Annotated in this window: 15 protein-coding genes; 12 read left to right on the top strand and 3 right to left on the bottom strand. The window is 31.5% G+C overall.

Features of this window, described 5'->3' with window-relative positions; all coding sequences use genetic code 11:
* Position 1: 1 nt before the first annotated feature.
* Positions 2-1195 carry a DegT/DnrJ/EryC1/StrS aminotransferase family protein gene (locus HRU50_RS10330; RefSeq protein WP_296350935.1) on the bottom strand — a complete coding sequence of 398 codons (1194 nt, stop codon included), beginning with the start codon at positions 1193-1195 and terminating at the stop codon, positions 2-4.
* Positions 1196-1258: 63 nt separating this feature from the next.
* Complete coding sequence (locus HRU50_RS10325) at positions 1259-1885, bottom strand: NAD(P)H-dependent oxidoreductase (protein WP_296350933.1); 627 nt, start codon at positions 1883-1885, stop codon at positions 1259-1261.
* Between the two features lie 290 nt (positions 1886-2175).
* On the opposite strand from HRU50_RS10325, the gene HRU50_RS10320 reads away from it, so the two are divergent.
* The 4 genes from HRU50_RS10320 (at position 2176) to HRU50_RS10305 (ending at position 5889) form a co-directional block, all read left to right on the top strand.
* Positions 2176-3432 carry a site-specific integrase gene (locus tag HRU50_RS10320; RefSeq protein WP_296350931.1) on the top strand — a complete coding sequence of 419 codons (1257 nt, stop codon included), beginning with the start codon at positions 2176-2178 and terminating at the stop codon, positions 3430-3432.
* Entirely contained in the window at positions 3429-4139 is a 711-nt protein-coding gene (locus tag HRU50_RS10315) for a hypothetical protein (RefSeq protein WP_296350930.1), read from the top strand. Before HRU50_RS10320 ends, HRU50_RS10315 begins: the two co-directional genes overlap by 4 nt.
* 112 nt (positions 4140-4251) lie before the next feature.
* Entirely contained in the window at positions 4252-4545 is a 294-nt protein-coding gene (locus tag HRU50_RS10310; protein WP_296350928.1) for a helix-turn-helix domain-containing protein, read from the top strand.
* A gap of 165 nt (positions 4546-4710) precedes the next feature.
* Complete coding sequence (locus tag HRU50_RS10305) at positions 4711-5889, top strand: DUF5906 domain-containing protein (RefSeq protein ID WP_296350927.1); 1179 nt, start codon at positions 4711-4713, stop codon at positions 5887-5889.
* A 188-nt stretch (positions 5890-6077) separates the two neighbouring features.
* Here HRU50_RS10305 and HRU50_RS10300 read toward each other — a convergent pair whose 3' ends face one another.
* Positions 6078-6338: a hypothetical protein gene (locus HRU50_RS10300; RefSeq protein WP_296350925.1), complete on the bottom strand. Its 261-nt coding sequence runs from the start codon at positions 6336-6338 to the stop codon at positions 6078-6080.
* 802 nt (positions 6339-7140) lie between these two features.
* On the opposite strand from HRU50_RS10300, the gene HRU50_RS10295 reads away from it, so the two are divergent.
* The 8 genes from HRU50_RS10295 to HRU50_RS10260 form a co-directional block, all read left to right on the top strand.
* Positions 7141-8751: a type I restriction-modification system subunit M gene (locus HRU50_RS10295; protein WP_296350923.1), complete on the top strand. Its 1611-nt coding sequence runs from the start codon at positions 7141-7143 to the stop codon at positions 8749-8751.
* A gap of 1 nt (position 8752) precedes the next feature.
* Complete coding sequence (locus tag HRU50_RS10290; protein ID WP_296350920.1) at positions 8753-9991, top strand: restriction endonuclease subunit S; 1239 nt, start codon at positions 8753-8755, stop codon at positions 9989-9991.
* 2 nt (positions 9992-9993) lie between these two features.
* Positions 9994-10611 carry a hypothetical protein gene (locus tag HRU50_RS10285; protein ID WP_296350917.1) on the top strand — a complete coding sequence of 206 codons (618 nt, stop codon included), beginning with the start codon at positions 9994-9996 and terminating at the stop codon, positions 10609-10611.
* Positions 10612-10675: 64 nt separating this feature from the next.
* Positions 10676-10942 (top strand): hypothetical protein, encoded by a 267-nt coding sequence (locus HRU50_RS10280; RefSeq protein WP_296350915.1) that lies wholly within the window; start codon positions 10676-10678, stop codon positions 10940-10942.
* A 91-nt stretch (positions 10943-11033) separates the two neighbouring features.
* The gene (locus tag HRU50_RS10275) at positions 11034-12536 is read left to right on the top strand and encodes a hypothetical protein (protein ID WP_296350914.1); all 1503 of its coding nucleotides are present in this window, start codon (positions 11034-11036) and stop codon (positions 12534-12536) included.
* A gap of 33 nt (positions 12537-12569) precedes the next feature.
* The gene (locus HRU50_RS10270; RefSeq protein ID WP_296350911.1) at positions 12570-13238 is read left to right on the top strand and encodes a DUF3800 domain-containing protein; all 669 of its coding nucleotides are present in this window, start codon (positions 12570-12572) and stop codon (positions 13236-13238) included.
* A gap of 1 nt (position 13239) precedes the next feature.
* Positions 13240-13746 (top strand): hypothetical protein, encoded by a 507-nt coding sequence (locus tag HRU50_RS10265; RefSeq protein ID WP_296350909.1) that lies wholly within the window; start codon positions 13240-13242, stop codon positions 13744-13746.
* A 142-nt stretch (positions 13747-13888) separates the two neighbouring features.
* The coding region (locus HRU50_RS10260; protein WP_296350907.1) for an HsdR family type I site-specific deoxyribonuclease at positions 13889-15179 on the top strand (1291 nt) is incomplete at its 3' end.

Below are 15179 nucleotides of genomic sequence, written 5' to 3'. Positions count from 1 at the left end.
ATTATATAATTGATTTAATTAATTCTGCCATTTTATTTGCTCGCTCTTTGACTTCATCTTCTGTCCAAGATAATTTAATGAGACAAGAAATATTTCTGGCAATATGATAGTCAGATTGTTCAAAAGATTTTGTTTTGAGATACTCAATCCCTTCCTTAACCTCTTTTGAAATAGGATATAATGATTTGAGATCTTTAAGATGATCCCATTTTCTTATGTAATGCCAATTATTATCGTAGTAATGAAAACAGGCATCAATACCATTAGTTTTAAATGCTTCAGAGACTTTACGTGCTTTTTCTAAATCTGGTAAAAAGAAATTTAGAAAAGCATAACTTTCTACTCCACCATCTGGCACAGTTCTAAAGGTCACATCTTGTATCTCTGATAAAGATTCTCTAATAATTGAATAATTCTTTTTCTGTATTTCTATAAATTCTGGCAATCGTTTCACCTGAGCCAAACCTACCGCTGCATTTAATTCAGAAATTCTAAAATTATAACCTAAATTAGGATGTGTTTCGGCACCTCTATCTTTACCAATATGGTCATGCCCATGATCTGAATAATGATCTGCGTTGGTATAGTAATTTTCATTGTTAGTCACTACAGCTCCTCCTTCTCCACAAGTGATAGTTTTAACAAAATCGAAAGAAAAACACCCAACATCGGCAATACTGCCAAGTGCTTTGCCTTTGTAAGAGCCACCAATAGCTTGGCAAGCGTCTTCAACAAATACCAAATTGTGTTTGTCGCAAATACTTCTTAAAGCATCCATATTCCCCATGCTTCCGCACATTTGGACAACCATAACAGCTTTAGTTTTAGAGGTGATTGCGTTTTTAACAGCCTCAGGATCTAAAGTCAATGTGTCGTCAATATCTACAAGTACTGGGATAGCACCTAACATCATTATTGCTTCAAAACTAGCAACAAACGTAAATGTCGGCATTATGACTTCATCTCCAGCTCCAATGCCAGCAGAGGCCAAAGCAACAGAAACTGCCGCTGTTCCACTCGATACAAGTTGTACATGTTTTGAATTAAATACTTTTGAAAGTTCAGACTCAAGCTCTTTGGCTTTCCAATGCCCTTTTCTCATGGCATCAAAGCCATAACGCATTAAAACACCATTATCTAAAACATCATTAACTTCTTTGCGTTCAAGATCACCGAATAATTCAAATCCAGGCATAAAATTGTAGTTGAAATTATGTAAACAAATATAAAATTTTCCGGAGAATAATTTACATCTATTTTATAAATCTACAATAGTTTCTGATAAAGGTTTTCGCACCTTTTTTAAAGAAGCAAACATATCGTCTTCTGCACGATAACCAACTGGTAAAAGCAATACAGATTTCAGACCTAATTCGTCTAATTTTAAAGCCTTATCTATTTCCTCAGGAATAAAACCTTCCATAGGACAACTATCAATGTCTTCAATAGCACAAACCGTCATTAAGTTCCCCAAGGCAATATATGCTTGCTTAGAAGCCCAATCTATTTTTTTCTGGGAAGGCATTTCAGTAATGGTTGATGTCAGCTGATCTTTAAACGGCTTCAATATGTCATCTGGCGTATTTCTGATGGAAGCCACAGTTTTAAAATGTTGATCTACATCTTTTTCGTTTATGGTATCTTGAATACATAGTACCAACAAATGAGAAGCATCTGCAACTTGTCTCTGCCCGTAGGATAACGACACCAATATTTCTCTTAAATTTTTGTCAGATACAACAACCATTTTTAGAGTTTGTAGACCGTAGGACAAGGCTGTAAGATTAAAAGCTTCCTTTAAAACTTGTAATTTCTCTTGAGGTAGTATTTTATCAGCGTTAAACTTTTTAGTCGCATAACGCCATTGTAATTTTTCTATAATCATCTTTGCTTTTTTGTGCAAAGGTAATGAATGAAATGCTTAATTAAAATCAATCTGATTAGTTGGTAATAAAAAAGGCTTTAACATTTTTGTTAAAGCATTTTGCGGAGAAAGAGGGAACGCAAACATAAAATAACAACAATACAGACAACCCCTATAATTACACGATATCTTTCTGTTTTACAATGTTTTAAACTATTTGTTGATAAGATGTTAATTTCATGTTATTGAATCAGATTGGACTAAATTGAGTTTTGCCGTACATTTACCGTACAAATAAATATTACGTTTATATGGCAACTGTAAATTATTTATACAGATCAAAAAAGGAGATTGCATCATTAACAATAAGACTGTTATACAGATATACTAACAGAGACTTTGTGCTAAGTGGTAAAACGAATATTGCGGTAAGTAAAGATTACTGGAATAAACAACATAAAAAACGACTACGAGATATCGAACTAAAAAACCAGCAAAACGAAATTAACGATGAACTTAATAAACTAGAATTATTTATCCTTAAAAATTTTGAGCTAGTAAAAAATAAAAGTAATTTAAATAAACAATGGTTAAACGATCAACTCCATCATTATTATAATCCTAATCAAACTACCGCATTAATACCTGATAATCTTGTGTCATTTATTGATTATTACATTGAACAACATAAAGACCGAGTAGCACCACAAACAGTTTCAAAGTATAGAACAATACAACGTAAACTACATAGGATGGAACTTCATCAAGGTTATACTATTTTCTTTAAAGATATAAATGATGATTTTAAAAATGACTTTGCAAGATTTTACACTGCAGAAAAGTATTCTAAAAATACAGCACAAAGAGAGTTAAACATAGTTAAAACCTTCTGCAAGTATGCAAAGCGTAAAGGGATACTTGTGCATACTGAAGCAGACTTCATCAAACTCCAAAAAAAAGAAGTTCCAAAAATATATCTAAGCTTCGATGAATTGGAAAAAATTGAAGCTACTCATTGTATCCACGATTACCTAGAAAATGCAAAAGATTGGCTAATTATTAGTTGTTTCACTGGACAAAGGATATCAGACTTTATGAGATTCAATAAATCTATGATAAGGGAAGAAAATGGCAAATTACTTATTGAATTTAAACAGCGTAAAACAAACAAATTAATGACCATTCCAATTTTACCAAAAGTGAAGGAAATATTAGATAAACGGAATGGAGATTTCCCTAGAAAGATATCACATCAAAGGTATAATGATTATATAAAGGAAGTTTGTAAACTTGCGGGAATACTTGAAATAACAGAAGGTAAAAAACAACTAAACATAAGTAAGGAAAAGGAAAAAATTATTATGCGCAATGTTTCTGGCTCTTATCCTAAATACGAACTTGTTACTAGTCATATTGGGAGAAGATCATTCGCAACAAATTACTACGGCACCATCCCTACTACATTCTTAATATATATCACTGGACATAGTTCAGAAAACACATTTTTAGGTTACATAGGAAAAAGTAACAAAGATTTAGCTATAGAAATTTTAAATTATTTTAAATGAAAGAACTAGACTTTACTGACATAATTATTAGAGGTTATATTAAAAACAAAAATTACTACGTTCCTTATATAAAAAGACAATTTAAAAATGCCCAGGAAGAACATTATGATGAAGTTGAATTTTTTGGTAAAGCATTGGGATTAGTTGATGATTTTATAAGTGAATTAGAACAAGAGCAAAAGAAATTAAATGGAAGGCTGGCAGGAAGAGTGTTCTACAACATGGATCCGAATAATCCACAAGGACTTACAGCTAATTATTTATATCTTAAGGATTTTGAAACGATATCATCACTTATATTCCAAGCTAAACAGGGGTTTTCGTCAAAAAAACTAAATAACAACACTAAATGCAGTAGTCAAGTTGATGGCGTTGGAGGATTAATTAAAGATAAAGAACAGTCGCCAAAACTATATAATGAGATCTTTGTAGAAAATTATTTTCATTTATTTGACCAACTACTTCAGGATCTAAAAGTTGTTGCCAATTCAAGAGCAGACGTAAAATTTTTGTTTGATAAATTCAAAATACATGGCTTAATCCATAAAAAGATTAGCTACAGTAGACTGTTGGAATGGATATTGGAAACCTACAAAATTGAAGTTGGTAGAACTTCAAGTATCGGAAAAAATAAACTTAGGCTAGAAATTTTTGAAACAGCATACGATGTATTCAGAAATCTTAAAAAAAATAATGATATCAGTTAGGTCAATGAATATCAATCTATGAAACCAATAGTATCATTTTATGATACCATTAATGTTATAAAATGATACAATCTTAAGTCTTAATTGCACTCATTAATTAAAAACAAAAAATATGAGTGAATTAAAGATTATCACAGCAACAGAAGAGGAAATTGACAAATTAATCTCTGAATCTATTAAGAGAGCATTTTCAAACTTCAAATTAAAAACTTCAACTGCCCTTACTGAAGATGAAATTCTGACCAGAGAGGAAACCAGTAAATTTTTAAAAATTGACCTTAGCACACTTTATCATTGGACAAATAAAGGTAAAGTGAAGGCTTATGCCGTTGGATCTAGAAGATACTACAAAAAATCTGAGCTATTAGAGAGTTTAAAACCTTTAAATCATAGTGAAGATGAATAAAAAATTATCTAAAATAACCGAGTCCTGTAATGAACTTTTTAAAAGTATAAACGAACTGGTAAAAACTACCAATAAAATCGAGGGCTTTTATCTATTCATAAAAAGCACCACGAATCCAGATCCCATAAAAGTAGAAGTTCTCAACTTAAAAAAAGCGATATAATTATGAAGTATTTAAGAGTAGCTACAGAATATTACAAAATTGTACGGAAACCAGTAGATGATGCACTAACCAAAGAGGCGTTAATCAAATGGAAGAAATCGGAGATCATAACCGACGAAGGCAAAGATTACTTAAATGCTATTAAAAAGTATGATGGGTTCACAAACCTTCCTTCCCATAACAACTATCAAGAATCTATTGGTGAGTTTTATAATAGGTATGCTAAAGTTTTTCATCAGTTTAAACCTGGTGAATACCCAGTGATTACATCGTTTTTAAGACATATTTTTGGTGATCAATATGATCTTGGATTAGATTATTTATCCATTCTTTGGAAATACCCAACACAAGTACTGCCTATATTATGTTTGGTTAGTAACGAAAGGAATACTGGTAAGTCAACTTTTCTAGAATTTCTACATCTCATCTTTCAAGACAACCTTACCATTAATACAAATGATGACTTTAGAGGTCGATTTAATTCTGACTGGGCGTACAAAACTTTAATTTGTATTGACGAAGTCTTACTTCAAAGAAAAGAGGATAGTGAAAGGTTAAAACATTTGTCTACTGCCAAAACATATAAGGCAGAAGCTAAAGGCGTCGATAAAGTGGAAGTACCTTTTTATGGCAAATTCATACTTTGCACAAATAATGAGAGCTCTTTTGTTTACATTGATGAAAAGGAGATAAGATATTGGGTGGTTAAAGTCCCTACGTTTAAAGAGGAAATACCAAATCTCATTGGTAAAATGAAGGAAGAACTGCCTCATTTTATGTTTTTCCTTAAAAACAGAAAAATCAAAACACAGAAAAAAACTCGTATGTGGTTTTGTCCAGAAGAGATTCATACCCAAGCACTAGAAAATTTACGTAAAGGAAATGAAAATGTCATCATAAGGGAGTTAATGCAGCTTCTTGAAGAAAACTTCGAGAAATATGATGTAGATGAGCTATACTATACAAACTCTGAATTGGTGAATATGCTAAAGGAAACAAACCTAAGAGTTACTTCAAGTAGAATAAGCTTTCTTTTGCAACATTACTTAAAGCTTAGTGCAGTTAACTCTTGCTATAAGAAATACTATTTATCTACCGATCCTTTGACGGGTAAACAGAATGTAGCTTTCGATAATTGCAAAGGCAGATATTACACATTTACAAAAGATATTATAAACTGATATAGTGTTGAATCGTTGAATTGTTGAACTTCAAATTACACATTCAACAATTCAACACTTAAAATAACATTCAATTATAAAACCATGTACCATTCAAATAACCATAACAATGACAAGTACGAATTTATTTTATTTTTACTGTTAGTAGTCATAGTTCTATTATACACCATTGCTATTAAATAAATAATCTATTTAGACCGATCTAGCATATCGCCAAATACACTTGCAGGATGGGATAATCCATGATAAAGTTCAGACTTTTTGGATTCTAGTTTTTCCTTAGCTTTAAATGTGGCACTGTTATAACCAAATTGACTAAGTTCTTCTTCAATACGTTTTAATTGCCCTTCAATATGAATAATATTAAACAATCTTTTGTGCTGTTCTGTACTTAAATTGGGTACACCATTGACTTCTAAAACGGTTCTGTAGTACTTACTAAATTCCATGGAGTAAAAATAGAAACCAATCGTCTTTGTTGTTGCTTTAATTTGTAGCAAAATCGATTTCAAAATTGCCTTGCCGTCTGTTATTAGCTGACATAAGCAACGAAAAGCGAATATTAGCAACGAGTTTTGCAACGGTTGTTGCAACGGTTGTTGCAACGGAAAATATATACAAACAACGGCTTTTGCAACGAAAAAAAATAGTAGCAACGACTTTTGCAACGGAAAATATATAGAAGCAACGGTTGTTGAAACGGAAATTGAGTTTTAGCAACGCCTTTTCAATAGATTTTTTGGTATTAGTTATAAAATATGTTCTATAAAAAGTCGCGAACAATCACAAAAAGTCGCTAAATCTCGCATAGCGACACAAAGCTATACAAAAGTCGCCGACGGTCGCAAAAGATCGCAAAGAGTCGCTAACGGTCCTAACTGATCGCAAAAAGTCGCAAAATCTCGCATAGCGACACAAAGCTATACAAAAGTCGCCGACGGTCGCAAAAGATCGTAAAGAGTCGCTAACGGTCACAAACAGGCGCAAATAGTCGCAAGAGATTGCAAAGCGTAGCAAAACATACTTTAGCTTAAATAATTATTACTTTTTTAAATAATTTTTAAAACTTGCTTTATCTACTATTTTAACCACAAAAGTCTTACGCACCACATTCAAACTAAATTAAAAGTTGCAACCTCAGACTTTTCTACAATTCCTTAAGAGAAAATTTAATAGAAATTATGGGAAACCATAAGGTAAAAACCTTTTCTATTTTATATTTTTAAGGCTCTAAATATTAATCTATACTTAATGTCAGAAGACCATAAAAAACAACTTGAACAACAACTCTGGAATATAGCCAACACCTTGAGAGGTAAAATGAATGCAGATGAATTTAGAGACTATATCTTAGGCTTTATTTTCTATAAGTACCTCGCAGAGAAAATGGAAATCTATGCCAATACCATTCTGCAACCCGATGGCATCCTATTTACAGATATAGATGAAAATACACAAGAAGGAAAAGAATACATAGAAGCCATAAGAGAAGAAGCATTAATGGAATTAGGCTACTTCTTAAAGCCATCTGAACTATTTACATCATTGGCTAAACGAGGTAATTTTAATGATGATGGCGAACCCTTAGTAAAGGAAGAAGAAACGGCATACAATACCAAAACCAACTTTATATTAGAAGACCTTCAAAAAATCCTAAACAACGTACAGAACAGTACAATGGGCACAGAGAGCGAAGAAGACTTTGATAACCTCTTTGAGGATATGGATTTGAACTCTACCAAATTAGGTAAATCACCAGAATCACGTAATGAAGTAATCGCAAAAGTACTTGCACACCTTAATAAAATCGACTTTCAGTTAGATCAAACCGAATTGGATGTATTAGGTGATGCCTACGAATATTTAATTGGAAAGTTTGCAAGTGGAGCAGGTAAAAAAGCAGGTGAGTTTTACACACCGCAAGAGGTAAGTATGGTATTGGCTAAGTTAGTAACTACAGGTAAAAATAAACTAAAATCGGTTTACGACCCAACCTGTGGTAGTGGCTCATTGTTATTACGTGTGGCAAAAGAAGTAGACGAAGTAAACAATTTTTACGGACAAGAATTAAACCGTACGACGTACAACTTAGCACGAATGAATATGATATTGCATGGTGTGCATTACCGTAAGTTTGATATTAAACAAGAAGATACCTTAGAGCATCCTCAACACCTAGAACACCGCTTTGAAGCTATTGTAGCCAATCCACCATTTTCTGCAAAGTGGAGTGCCAACCAACTTTTTATGAGTGATGATAGGTTTAGCCAATATGGCAAGTTGGCCCCAGGCAGTAAAGCCGATTTTGCCTTTGTACAGCATATGATACACCATTTAGCCGAAAATGGACAAATGGCTGTGGTTTTACCTCACGGTGCATTATTTAGAGGTTCTGCGGAAGGACATATTAGAGAGTACATCATAAAAGAAAAAAACTATCTCGATGCTGTAATTGGTTTGCCCGCCAATATATTTTATGGCACAAGCATCCCTACTTGTATTATGGTATTTAAAAAATGTAAGGAACACCCCAACGATATTTTATTTATTGATGCCAGCCAACATTACGAGAAAGTAAAAACACAAAATATCCTAACTCAGAAACACATTGATAAAATTGTAAGCACGTACCGAGAACGCAACACCTTAGACAAATATAGCTATGTAGCACCATTAAGCGAAGTTGCCGAAAACGATTACAACCTTAACATACCACGCTATGTAGATACCTTTGAAGAAGAAGCACCAATAGATATTGATGCCGTTGCCACAGAAATTGAAGATTTAAATGTTGCTCTCGAAGCCAATGAAACGCTAATAGCATCTTTCTGTAACGAACTAAACATTAAAACACCGTTTTAGGATGCAGAAAGAAAAACTATTAGTGCCTAAATTAAGATTTTCTGATTTTAATGAAGAGTTTGAATTGAAATTATTCGATGAAATATCCGATATAACAAGACTAGCTGGCTATGAATATTCAAAATATTGGGTTGAAGATGACAAAAAAGAAATCATCGCTTTAAGAGGTTATAATATAGGTAAAGGGAAATTGGAACTAAATAAACTTAGTTATATTTCAAATTCACTTTCCTTACAACTAAAGCGTTCTAGATTATCAATCGGAGACATTGTGTATCCTTGTGTAGGGAGTATCGGTAACGCTGTTGTTATAGAGGAAAACGACAAATATCATATCCAACAAAACATAGCTAAGATTACCTGTAGAGAAAATGTATATCCGTATTATTTAGTACAATTCCTTATTAGTGATTATGGATTGAAAGAAGTTTATCGTTTTAATGCTTCTGGTGCACAACCAAATGTTTTAGTTGGTAGTTTGAGAAAATATAGGATTATTCTTCCTTCATTAGAGGAGCAACAAAAAATAGCCAATTTCCTCTCAGCAATAGACACCCGAACACAAACCTTAGACAAAAAGAAAGCCCTTTTAGAGCAATACAAAAAAGGGGTAATGCAACAAATCTTTAAACAAGAAATAAGATTTAAAGATGAAGATGGGAATGCCTTTCCTGAGTGGGAAACGTTACCGCTAAAAAAGGTGTTTAGCAGAAGTAAGGACAAAAATAAAAATGACAAAATTAGTTTAGTTCTTACCAATTCTGCCACCCAAGGTATAGTAAGTCAAAATGCTTATTTTGATAAGGATATAGCAAATTCTTCAAATTTAAGTGGATATTACATAGTAAAAACGGATGATTTTATCTACAATCCTCGCATCTCGCAATCTGCACCTGTAGGACCATTAAATCGGAACAAACTATCAACTGGTGTAATGTCCCCTCTATATACAGTTTTGAACCATTTAAGAGGTAATATTGATTTTCTTGAAATATATTTTAAGTCTTCTCATTGGCACAGGTATATGAAGTCAATAGCCAATTATGGCGCGAGACACGATAGAATGAATGTTACAACGACAGATTTTGAGAATATGCCAATTCCATTTCCTTGTATAGAAGAACAACAAAAAATCGCCCAATTTTTAATGGCAATAGATACGCAAATAAACACGGTGGCTGAGACTCTCGAAGCCACCAAAACCTATAAAACAGGCTTGTTACAGCAAATGTTTGTTTAGTTATGAAACGTAATGAAGAAAACACAAAAATAATATATGAAATACCATTCATAAATCATGCTTACAACTTTTGGAGTGCTGCAAGTATCTTGATTAACGAGATGGTGAAAACTGGCAACAAAAATATGGTGATTTCAAAAGCTGATAATTTCAAAAGCGAAGAGGAAGAAGAAAAACATCTTCAAGAGATTTTTGAAAGAAACGCAGATAGTATAGGCATCCCCATCATGTTTAATTTTTATCACGGTGTAGAGTTGTATATGAAAGGGATATTTCAAATCGCTGAAATTACATTTAATAGCAATCATAACTTACAAGATTTATATAAATTAATGAAAGCCAATGAGAAACAATTTCAACCAAATTTATTGTTGTTATTGAAAAATCTTATTTGCAATTCAAATGGTTTTCATCCTTTCTTCAAAAAAAATAATATTACGGTAAATGACTTTTATATAGCTTTAAAATATCCAAGAAATAAAGATGGTTCAATGATATATGAGTATTCTAAAATAAGAGGTTCTGAACCTGAAATAATAGAGATTTATAAAAATATTGAATACAGTATTAAAGAATTAAAGAAACAAATCAAGGTTTGGTTACAATCAAGAAATAATTAGATACTCAAAAATCCGTAAAAAAGGCTCGTTACAGCAAATGTTTGTTTAAATTAATATTATAAAGATGGCGTTAGACTCATTCAAGATTCAAGAACAATTAAAAGAACTTTCGGAGAAAGAAGATTTATATAACAAGGCACTTCAAGAAATAGCAGATAAAAAGAAGATCCTAAAGGAGCTAGATGGTGTAATAAATACTATATGGGCATATAAATTTGAGTTTCATGATTTAGAAGAAAACCATAGAAAAAATGTTATTGAAAGCTACGTCAAAAAGCAAAGGCTATTAGAAGCAGAACTAGAAGCAATAGATCTAAAGAAAAAACTATGAAAACAAATATGATGTTTGAAAAAGAATTAGAGTCAATACAGAAGTTATCAAAACCTAAAAAAAACTTCTAACGTCAAATGTTTGTGTAGCTATGGAAAGAATAATTGTTTCAAATAAGGAAAGTTTTAGAACAATAATTGAAACTAATCCAATTTCGGAAAACAAAAATTATGGACGTCATATATTAGGTACTCTTTTGAACTATGATCAACCAAATAAAAATGGAGTTATCATTTATGATTTAGAGTTTGATTATAAAGGCTTCGTAGGTGACTTTTCTCAAATTATTGACCAAGATATTTTTCATTTTTTAAAATTATTTATTGAATCGAAAGAACCCAAGATTCCTTTAAACAGAATCTACTTTGAAAATTGCGTATTTAAAAGTGGATTGTCGTTTAAAAAAAGTATAGAGTTTTCATTTTTAAACTGCACTTTTGATAGTGAAATCACCTTTCAATATTTAAAAGTTAACGGGCTTTATGAATTTAAAAACGATACTGTTTTTAAAGAAAAAGTTGTTTTTAAATCAAACAATGCAAAACTATATTTTAAAGAATGTACTTTTGAAAAGGAGTTGAAGGCAAAAGATGTAACCTTCGACAACAAAATTCGTTTACATAATTGTTATTTCACAGAAAAAACAGACTTTCGAAACACCAAATTTAAAGAATTAGCAGATTTTTGGTGCTCAACGTTTAACAAAAGAACTATCTTCTTTAAAACTGACTTTTATGGCACAACTGTTTTTTCAGGTGTTACTTTTAATGAAAATGTTCTATTTACGTACTCATTAATTGATAAAAATTTAATTTTAAAGGGAACTAAACCATTAAAGGGGTTCGATTTGTCTTTAGCAATTATCGCAGGGGAACTATTACTATTTGACTTTAACTTATCTAACTTTAAGAGTGATACAAAAAGCTACGTAAGTCAGCAAGATTATGATAATGATGTTTCTACCATTGGTAAAATCCCAATTAAAAATAAAAGAGAAACTTATCGAATAATTAAGAATCAACTTATTTCACAAAAAAATACAATTGATGCAACTAAATTTTCTTATTTAGAGAGCAGTACATTAAGAAAAGAGGTTTTCTCAAAAATTTTCAGTTTTCCAAATAAAAAGAGCTTTAATAGAATTGGTGAGTGGTATCAAGAAACGAAAAACAAATCAAAATTTACAGGAGTATTAAAAAATGGTACAATACATATCTTAAAAGCTATATATAATTGGTTATCAGCAATCGCAAATTACATTTTATTATCACTTAATAGGTTATCAAATAGACATGGTACATCTTACGTTTTTGGTATAATTTTTACTTTAATAGTTGGGGCTTTGTTCTATTGTCTTTCAGTAACAAGCACTTCTAAATACGAAATAACTTATGCTTTTGATTGGGCAATCGTTAAAGAAAATATATCGGGCTATGTTCAGTTTTTAATTCCTACTCACAGGTTTACATATTTAAATGATATTATGAAAGGCCATACTTTAGAATCTGGCTTTTACATTTGGGATGTCTTAGGAAGAATATTTATTGGTTATGGTATTTATCAAACAATTCAAGCCTTTAGAAAATATAAATAAATGAGCACACCACCAGAACATAAAAAATAAAGTATGAGTAAAACATTCAATATATACTGTGACGAAAGTTGCCATATAGAACACGACCATAAAAAGTTTATGTTTTTAGGTTCGGTAAGTTCGGCATATAATCAAGTAAAGTTACATACTGAGCATATTAACGAGCTGAAAAAGAAGCATCATTTTTATGCAGAAATTAAATGGAGTAAAGTTTCAAAATCTAAACTACGTTTCTACTTAGATTTAGTCGATTATTTTTTTGCTACCGATTTACAATTTAGAACCGTGGGTGTAGAAAAGTCTAAAATAAACAACGAAGCCTTTAATCAAGATTACGACGATTTCTACTATAAAATGTATTACTATCTACTAAATCATAATTTAAACAGTTTATACGCCTATAATGTATATTTAGATATAAAGGATACCCTAAGTGCATATAAAGTCAATAAGTTAAAAGATATTTTAAATACCAAGTTTGGTGTATTTAGAAATGTGCAAAACATACGTTCACACGAAAGTGTAATAATGCAAATGGCAGATTTTTTAATGGGTGCAATATCCTATTTACACAATGACGAGCATCAGCAAAATAAAGCTAAAGTTCAAATCATTAAAAAAATTCAGCAACATTGTCAAGAAGATTTATCTAAAACCAATTATTCAAAAAAGATGAACCTTTTTTTCATAGAACTACGATAGTATGCCGTTAAATTTATTAAAAACATACAACGCTCTGTTAGATATTAATGGAATGTCACCACAGCAACGCAACACATCTTTAAAAGGTGTATTCGATAGAGATATTACCACTAATCAGAATTTTAAGTTTAGAGCAAAACAAATTACACCTACACCAAAAGATGGGCAAATACCTATGGAAACCTTGTTTGCTCATTTAACAACAGTCGTGGTAGATTATAAAACAAAAAAGAGAGAGTTTGATATATATCGTTCTCAAAGATTACATTGGGTAAAGTATCATATTACCGAAAAGAAAGTAGATAATATGCTATATTTTTCAGTGAAAGAACCAGAAGGTATAAGAACCTATATTTATGATAAAGATGAAAAGTATGTGATTGTTTTAGAGCCAAAGCATAACAATACCATATATTATTTACTTACAGCTTATCATTTACGTGGTAAAGATGCAAAGAGAAATAAGATATTAAAAAAGTATAAAAGAAGATTGGCAGAAACCATTTAAAAGCAAAAAACGCAGAGCTTCTGTGGCTTGCGTTTCTCGATTTCCTTTTCTCGAATGAGAAATGAACTCGATGCAAATATATGATATTTATATAAATACAAACAAATTTTATACCAGTTATTAGAAATTATCAACAATATTAATGAGTACACAACCAGAACAAGTATTAGAGAATCAGTTAGTAGAACAACTTTCAACTATTGGCTATACTAAAGTAAGTATTCTAGATGAAGCGGCTTTATTAGTTAATCTAAAGACACAGTTAGAAAAGCATAACAACATTACATTTACCGCTAAAGAATTTGAACGTGTACTTAATATTCTAAGCAAAGGTTCAGTTTTTGAAAAAGCAAAAACCTTACGTGAAAAACAACATATTGTTAGAGACAATGGCGATAACCTCTATTTCGAGTTTTTAAATACCGAGCATTGGTGTCAAAATCAATACCAAGTGACTCATCAAGTAACTATTGAAGGTTCATATAAAAACCGCTATGATGTTACCTTGTTAGTTAATGGTTTACCATTAGTACAAATAGAACTAAAGCGCAGAGGCTTAGAAATGAAAGAAGCCTTTAATCAAATAAACCGCTATCAAAGACATTCTTTTGGTGCTAAATCTGCCTTATTTCAATACGTGCAAATATTCGTCATTAGTAACGGTGTCAATACCAAATACTATGCTAATAACAGGCATCAATCCTATAAACAAACTTTTTACTGGACAAACAAAGAAAACAAACGCCAAACCAATATTCTTAATGGGTTCACATCAGAGTTTTTAGAGCCTTGCCATATCTCTAAAATGATATGTAAATACATCGTATTAAACGAAACGCATAAGATATTAATGGTACTGAGACCGTATCAGTTTTATGCGGTAGAATCCTTAATTGATAGAGTAAAGAACTCAACCAAAAACGGCTATATATGGCATACTACAGGCTCTGGTAAAACACTAACATCTTTTAAGGCAAGTCAAATCATAATGAAGATGCCACAGGTAAAAAAAGTGGTATTTGTAGTAGATAGAAAAGATTTAGATTACCAAACTACCAAAGAGTTCAATAGTTTCTCAAAAGGCAGTATAGATGGCACAGACAATACAAAAGCTTTAGTCAAGCAGTTTAGCGATGATACTAAGATTATTGTAACTACCATACAGAAGCTAAATACAGCCATTAGTAAAAAGAACTATTTAGCGAAGATGGAACAACTTAAAGATGAGCGTATCGTCTTTATTTTTGATGAGTGCCATCGCAGTCAGTTTGGTGAAACACATAACCGCATCAAAGCCTTTTTCAATAATCATCAACTATTTGGTTTTACAGGTACACCAATATTTGCAGATAATGCCGTTAAGAACGAATTAGGAAAACGCACCACAACAGAACTATTTGGAGAGTGCCTTCATAAATACGTCATTACAGATG

Origin of the sequence: Winogradskyella sp., assembly GCF_013213835.1 — a bacterium.
Taxonomy (GTDB): domain Bacteria; phylum Bacteroidota; class Bacteroidia; order Flavobacteriales; family Flavobacteriaceae; genus Winogradskyella.
The sequence above is the reverse complement of the archived record's forward strand: the minus strand, read 5'-3'. Positions and strand labels throughout refer to the sequence as shown.

Coding starts and splice junctions, on each gene's coding strand:
- HRU50_RS10280 (WP_296350915.1), top strand. CDS start 10,676: ATGGCGTTAGACTCATTCAAGATTCAAGAACAATTAAAAGAACTTTCG.
- HRU50_RS10325 (WP_296350933.1), bottom strand. CDS start 1,885: ATGATTATAGAAAAATTACAATGGCGTTATGCGACTAAAAAGTTTAAC.
- HRU50_RS10275 (WP_296350914.1), top strand. CDS start 11,034: ATGGAAAGAATAATTGTTTCAAATAAGGAAAGTTTTAGAACAATAATT.
- HRU50_RS10295 (WP_296350923.1), top strand. CDS start 7,141: ATGTCAGAAGACCATAAAAAACAACTTGAACAACAACTCTGGAATATA.
- HRU50_RS10320 (WP_296350931.1), top strand. CDS start 2,176: ATGGCAACTGTAAATTATTTATACAGATCAAAAAAGGAGATTGCATCA.
- HRU50_RS10315 (WP_296350930.1), top strand. CDS start 3,429: ATGAAAGAACTAGACTTTACTGACATAATTATTAGAGGTTATATTAAA.
- HRU50_RS10330 (WP_296350935.1), bottom strand. CDS start 1,195: ATGCCTGGATTTGAATTATTCGGTGATCTTGAACGCAAAGAAGTTAAT.
- HRU50_RS10265 (WP_296350909.1), top strand. CDS start 13,240: ATGCCGTTAAATTTATTAAAAACATACAACGCTCTGTTAGATATTAAT.
- HRU50_RS10305 (WP_296350927.1), top strand. CDS start 4,711: ATGAAGTATTTAAGAGTAGCTACAGAATATTACAAAATTGTACGGAAA.
- HRU50_RS10300 (WP_296350925.1), bottom strand. CDS start 6,338: ATGGAATTTAGTAAGTACTACAGAACCGTTTTAGAAGTCAATGGTGTA.
- HRU50_RS10310 (WP_296350928.1), top strand. CDS start 4,252: ATGAGTGAATTAAAGATTATCACAGCAACAGAAGAGGAAATTGACAAA.
- HRU50_RS10285 (WP_296350917.1), top strand. CDS start 9,994: ATGAAACGTAATGAAGAAAACACAAAAATAATATATGAAATACCATTC.
- HRU50_RS10290 (WP_296350920.1), top strand. CDS start 8,753: ATGCAGAAAGAAAAACTATTAGTGCCTAAATTAAGATTTTCTGATTTT.
- HRU50_RS10270 (WP_296350911.1), top strand. CDS start 12,570: ATGAGTAAAACATTCAATATATACTGTGACGAAAGTTGCCATATAGAA.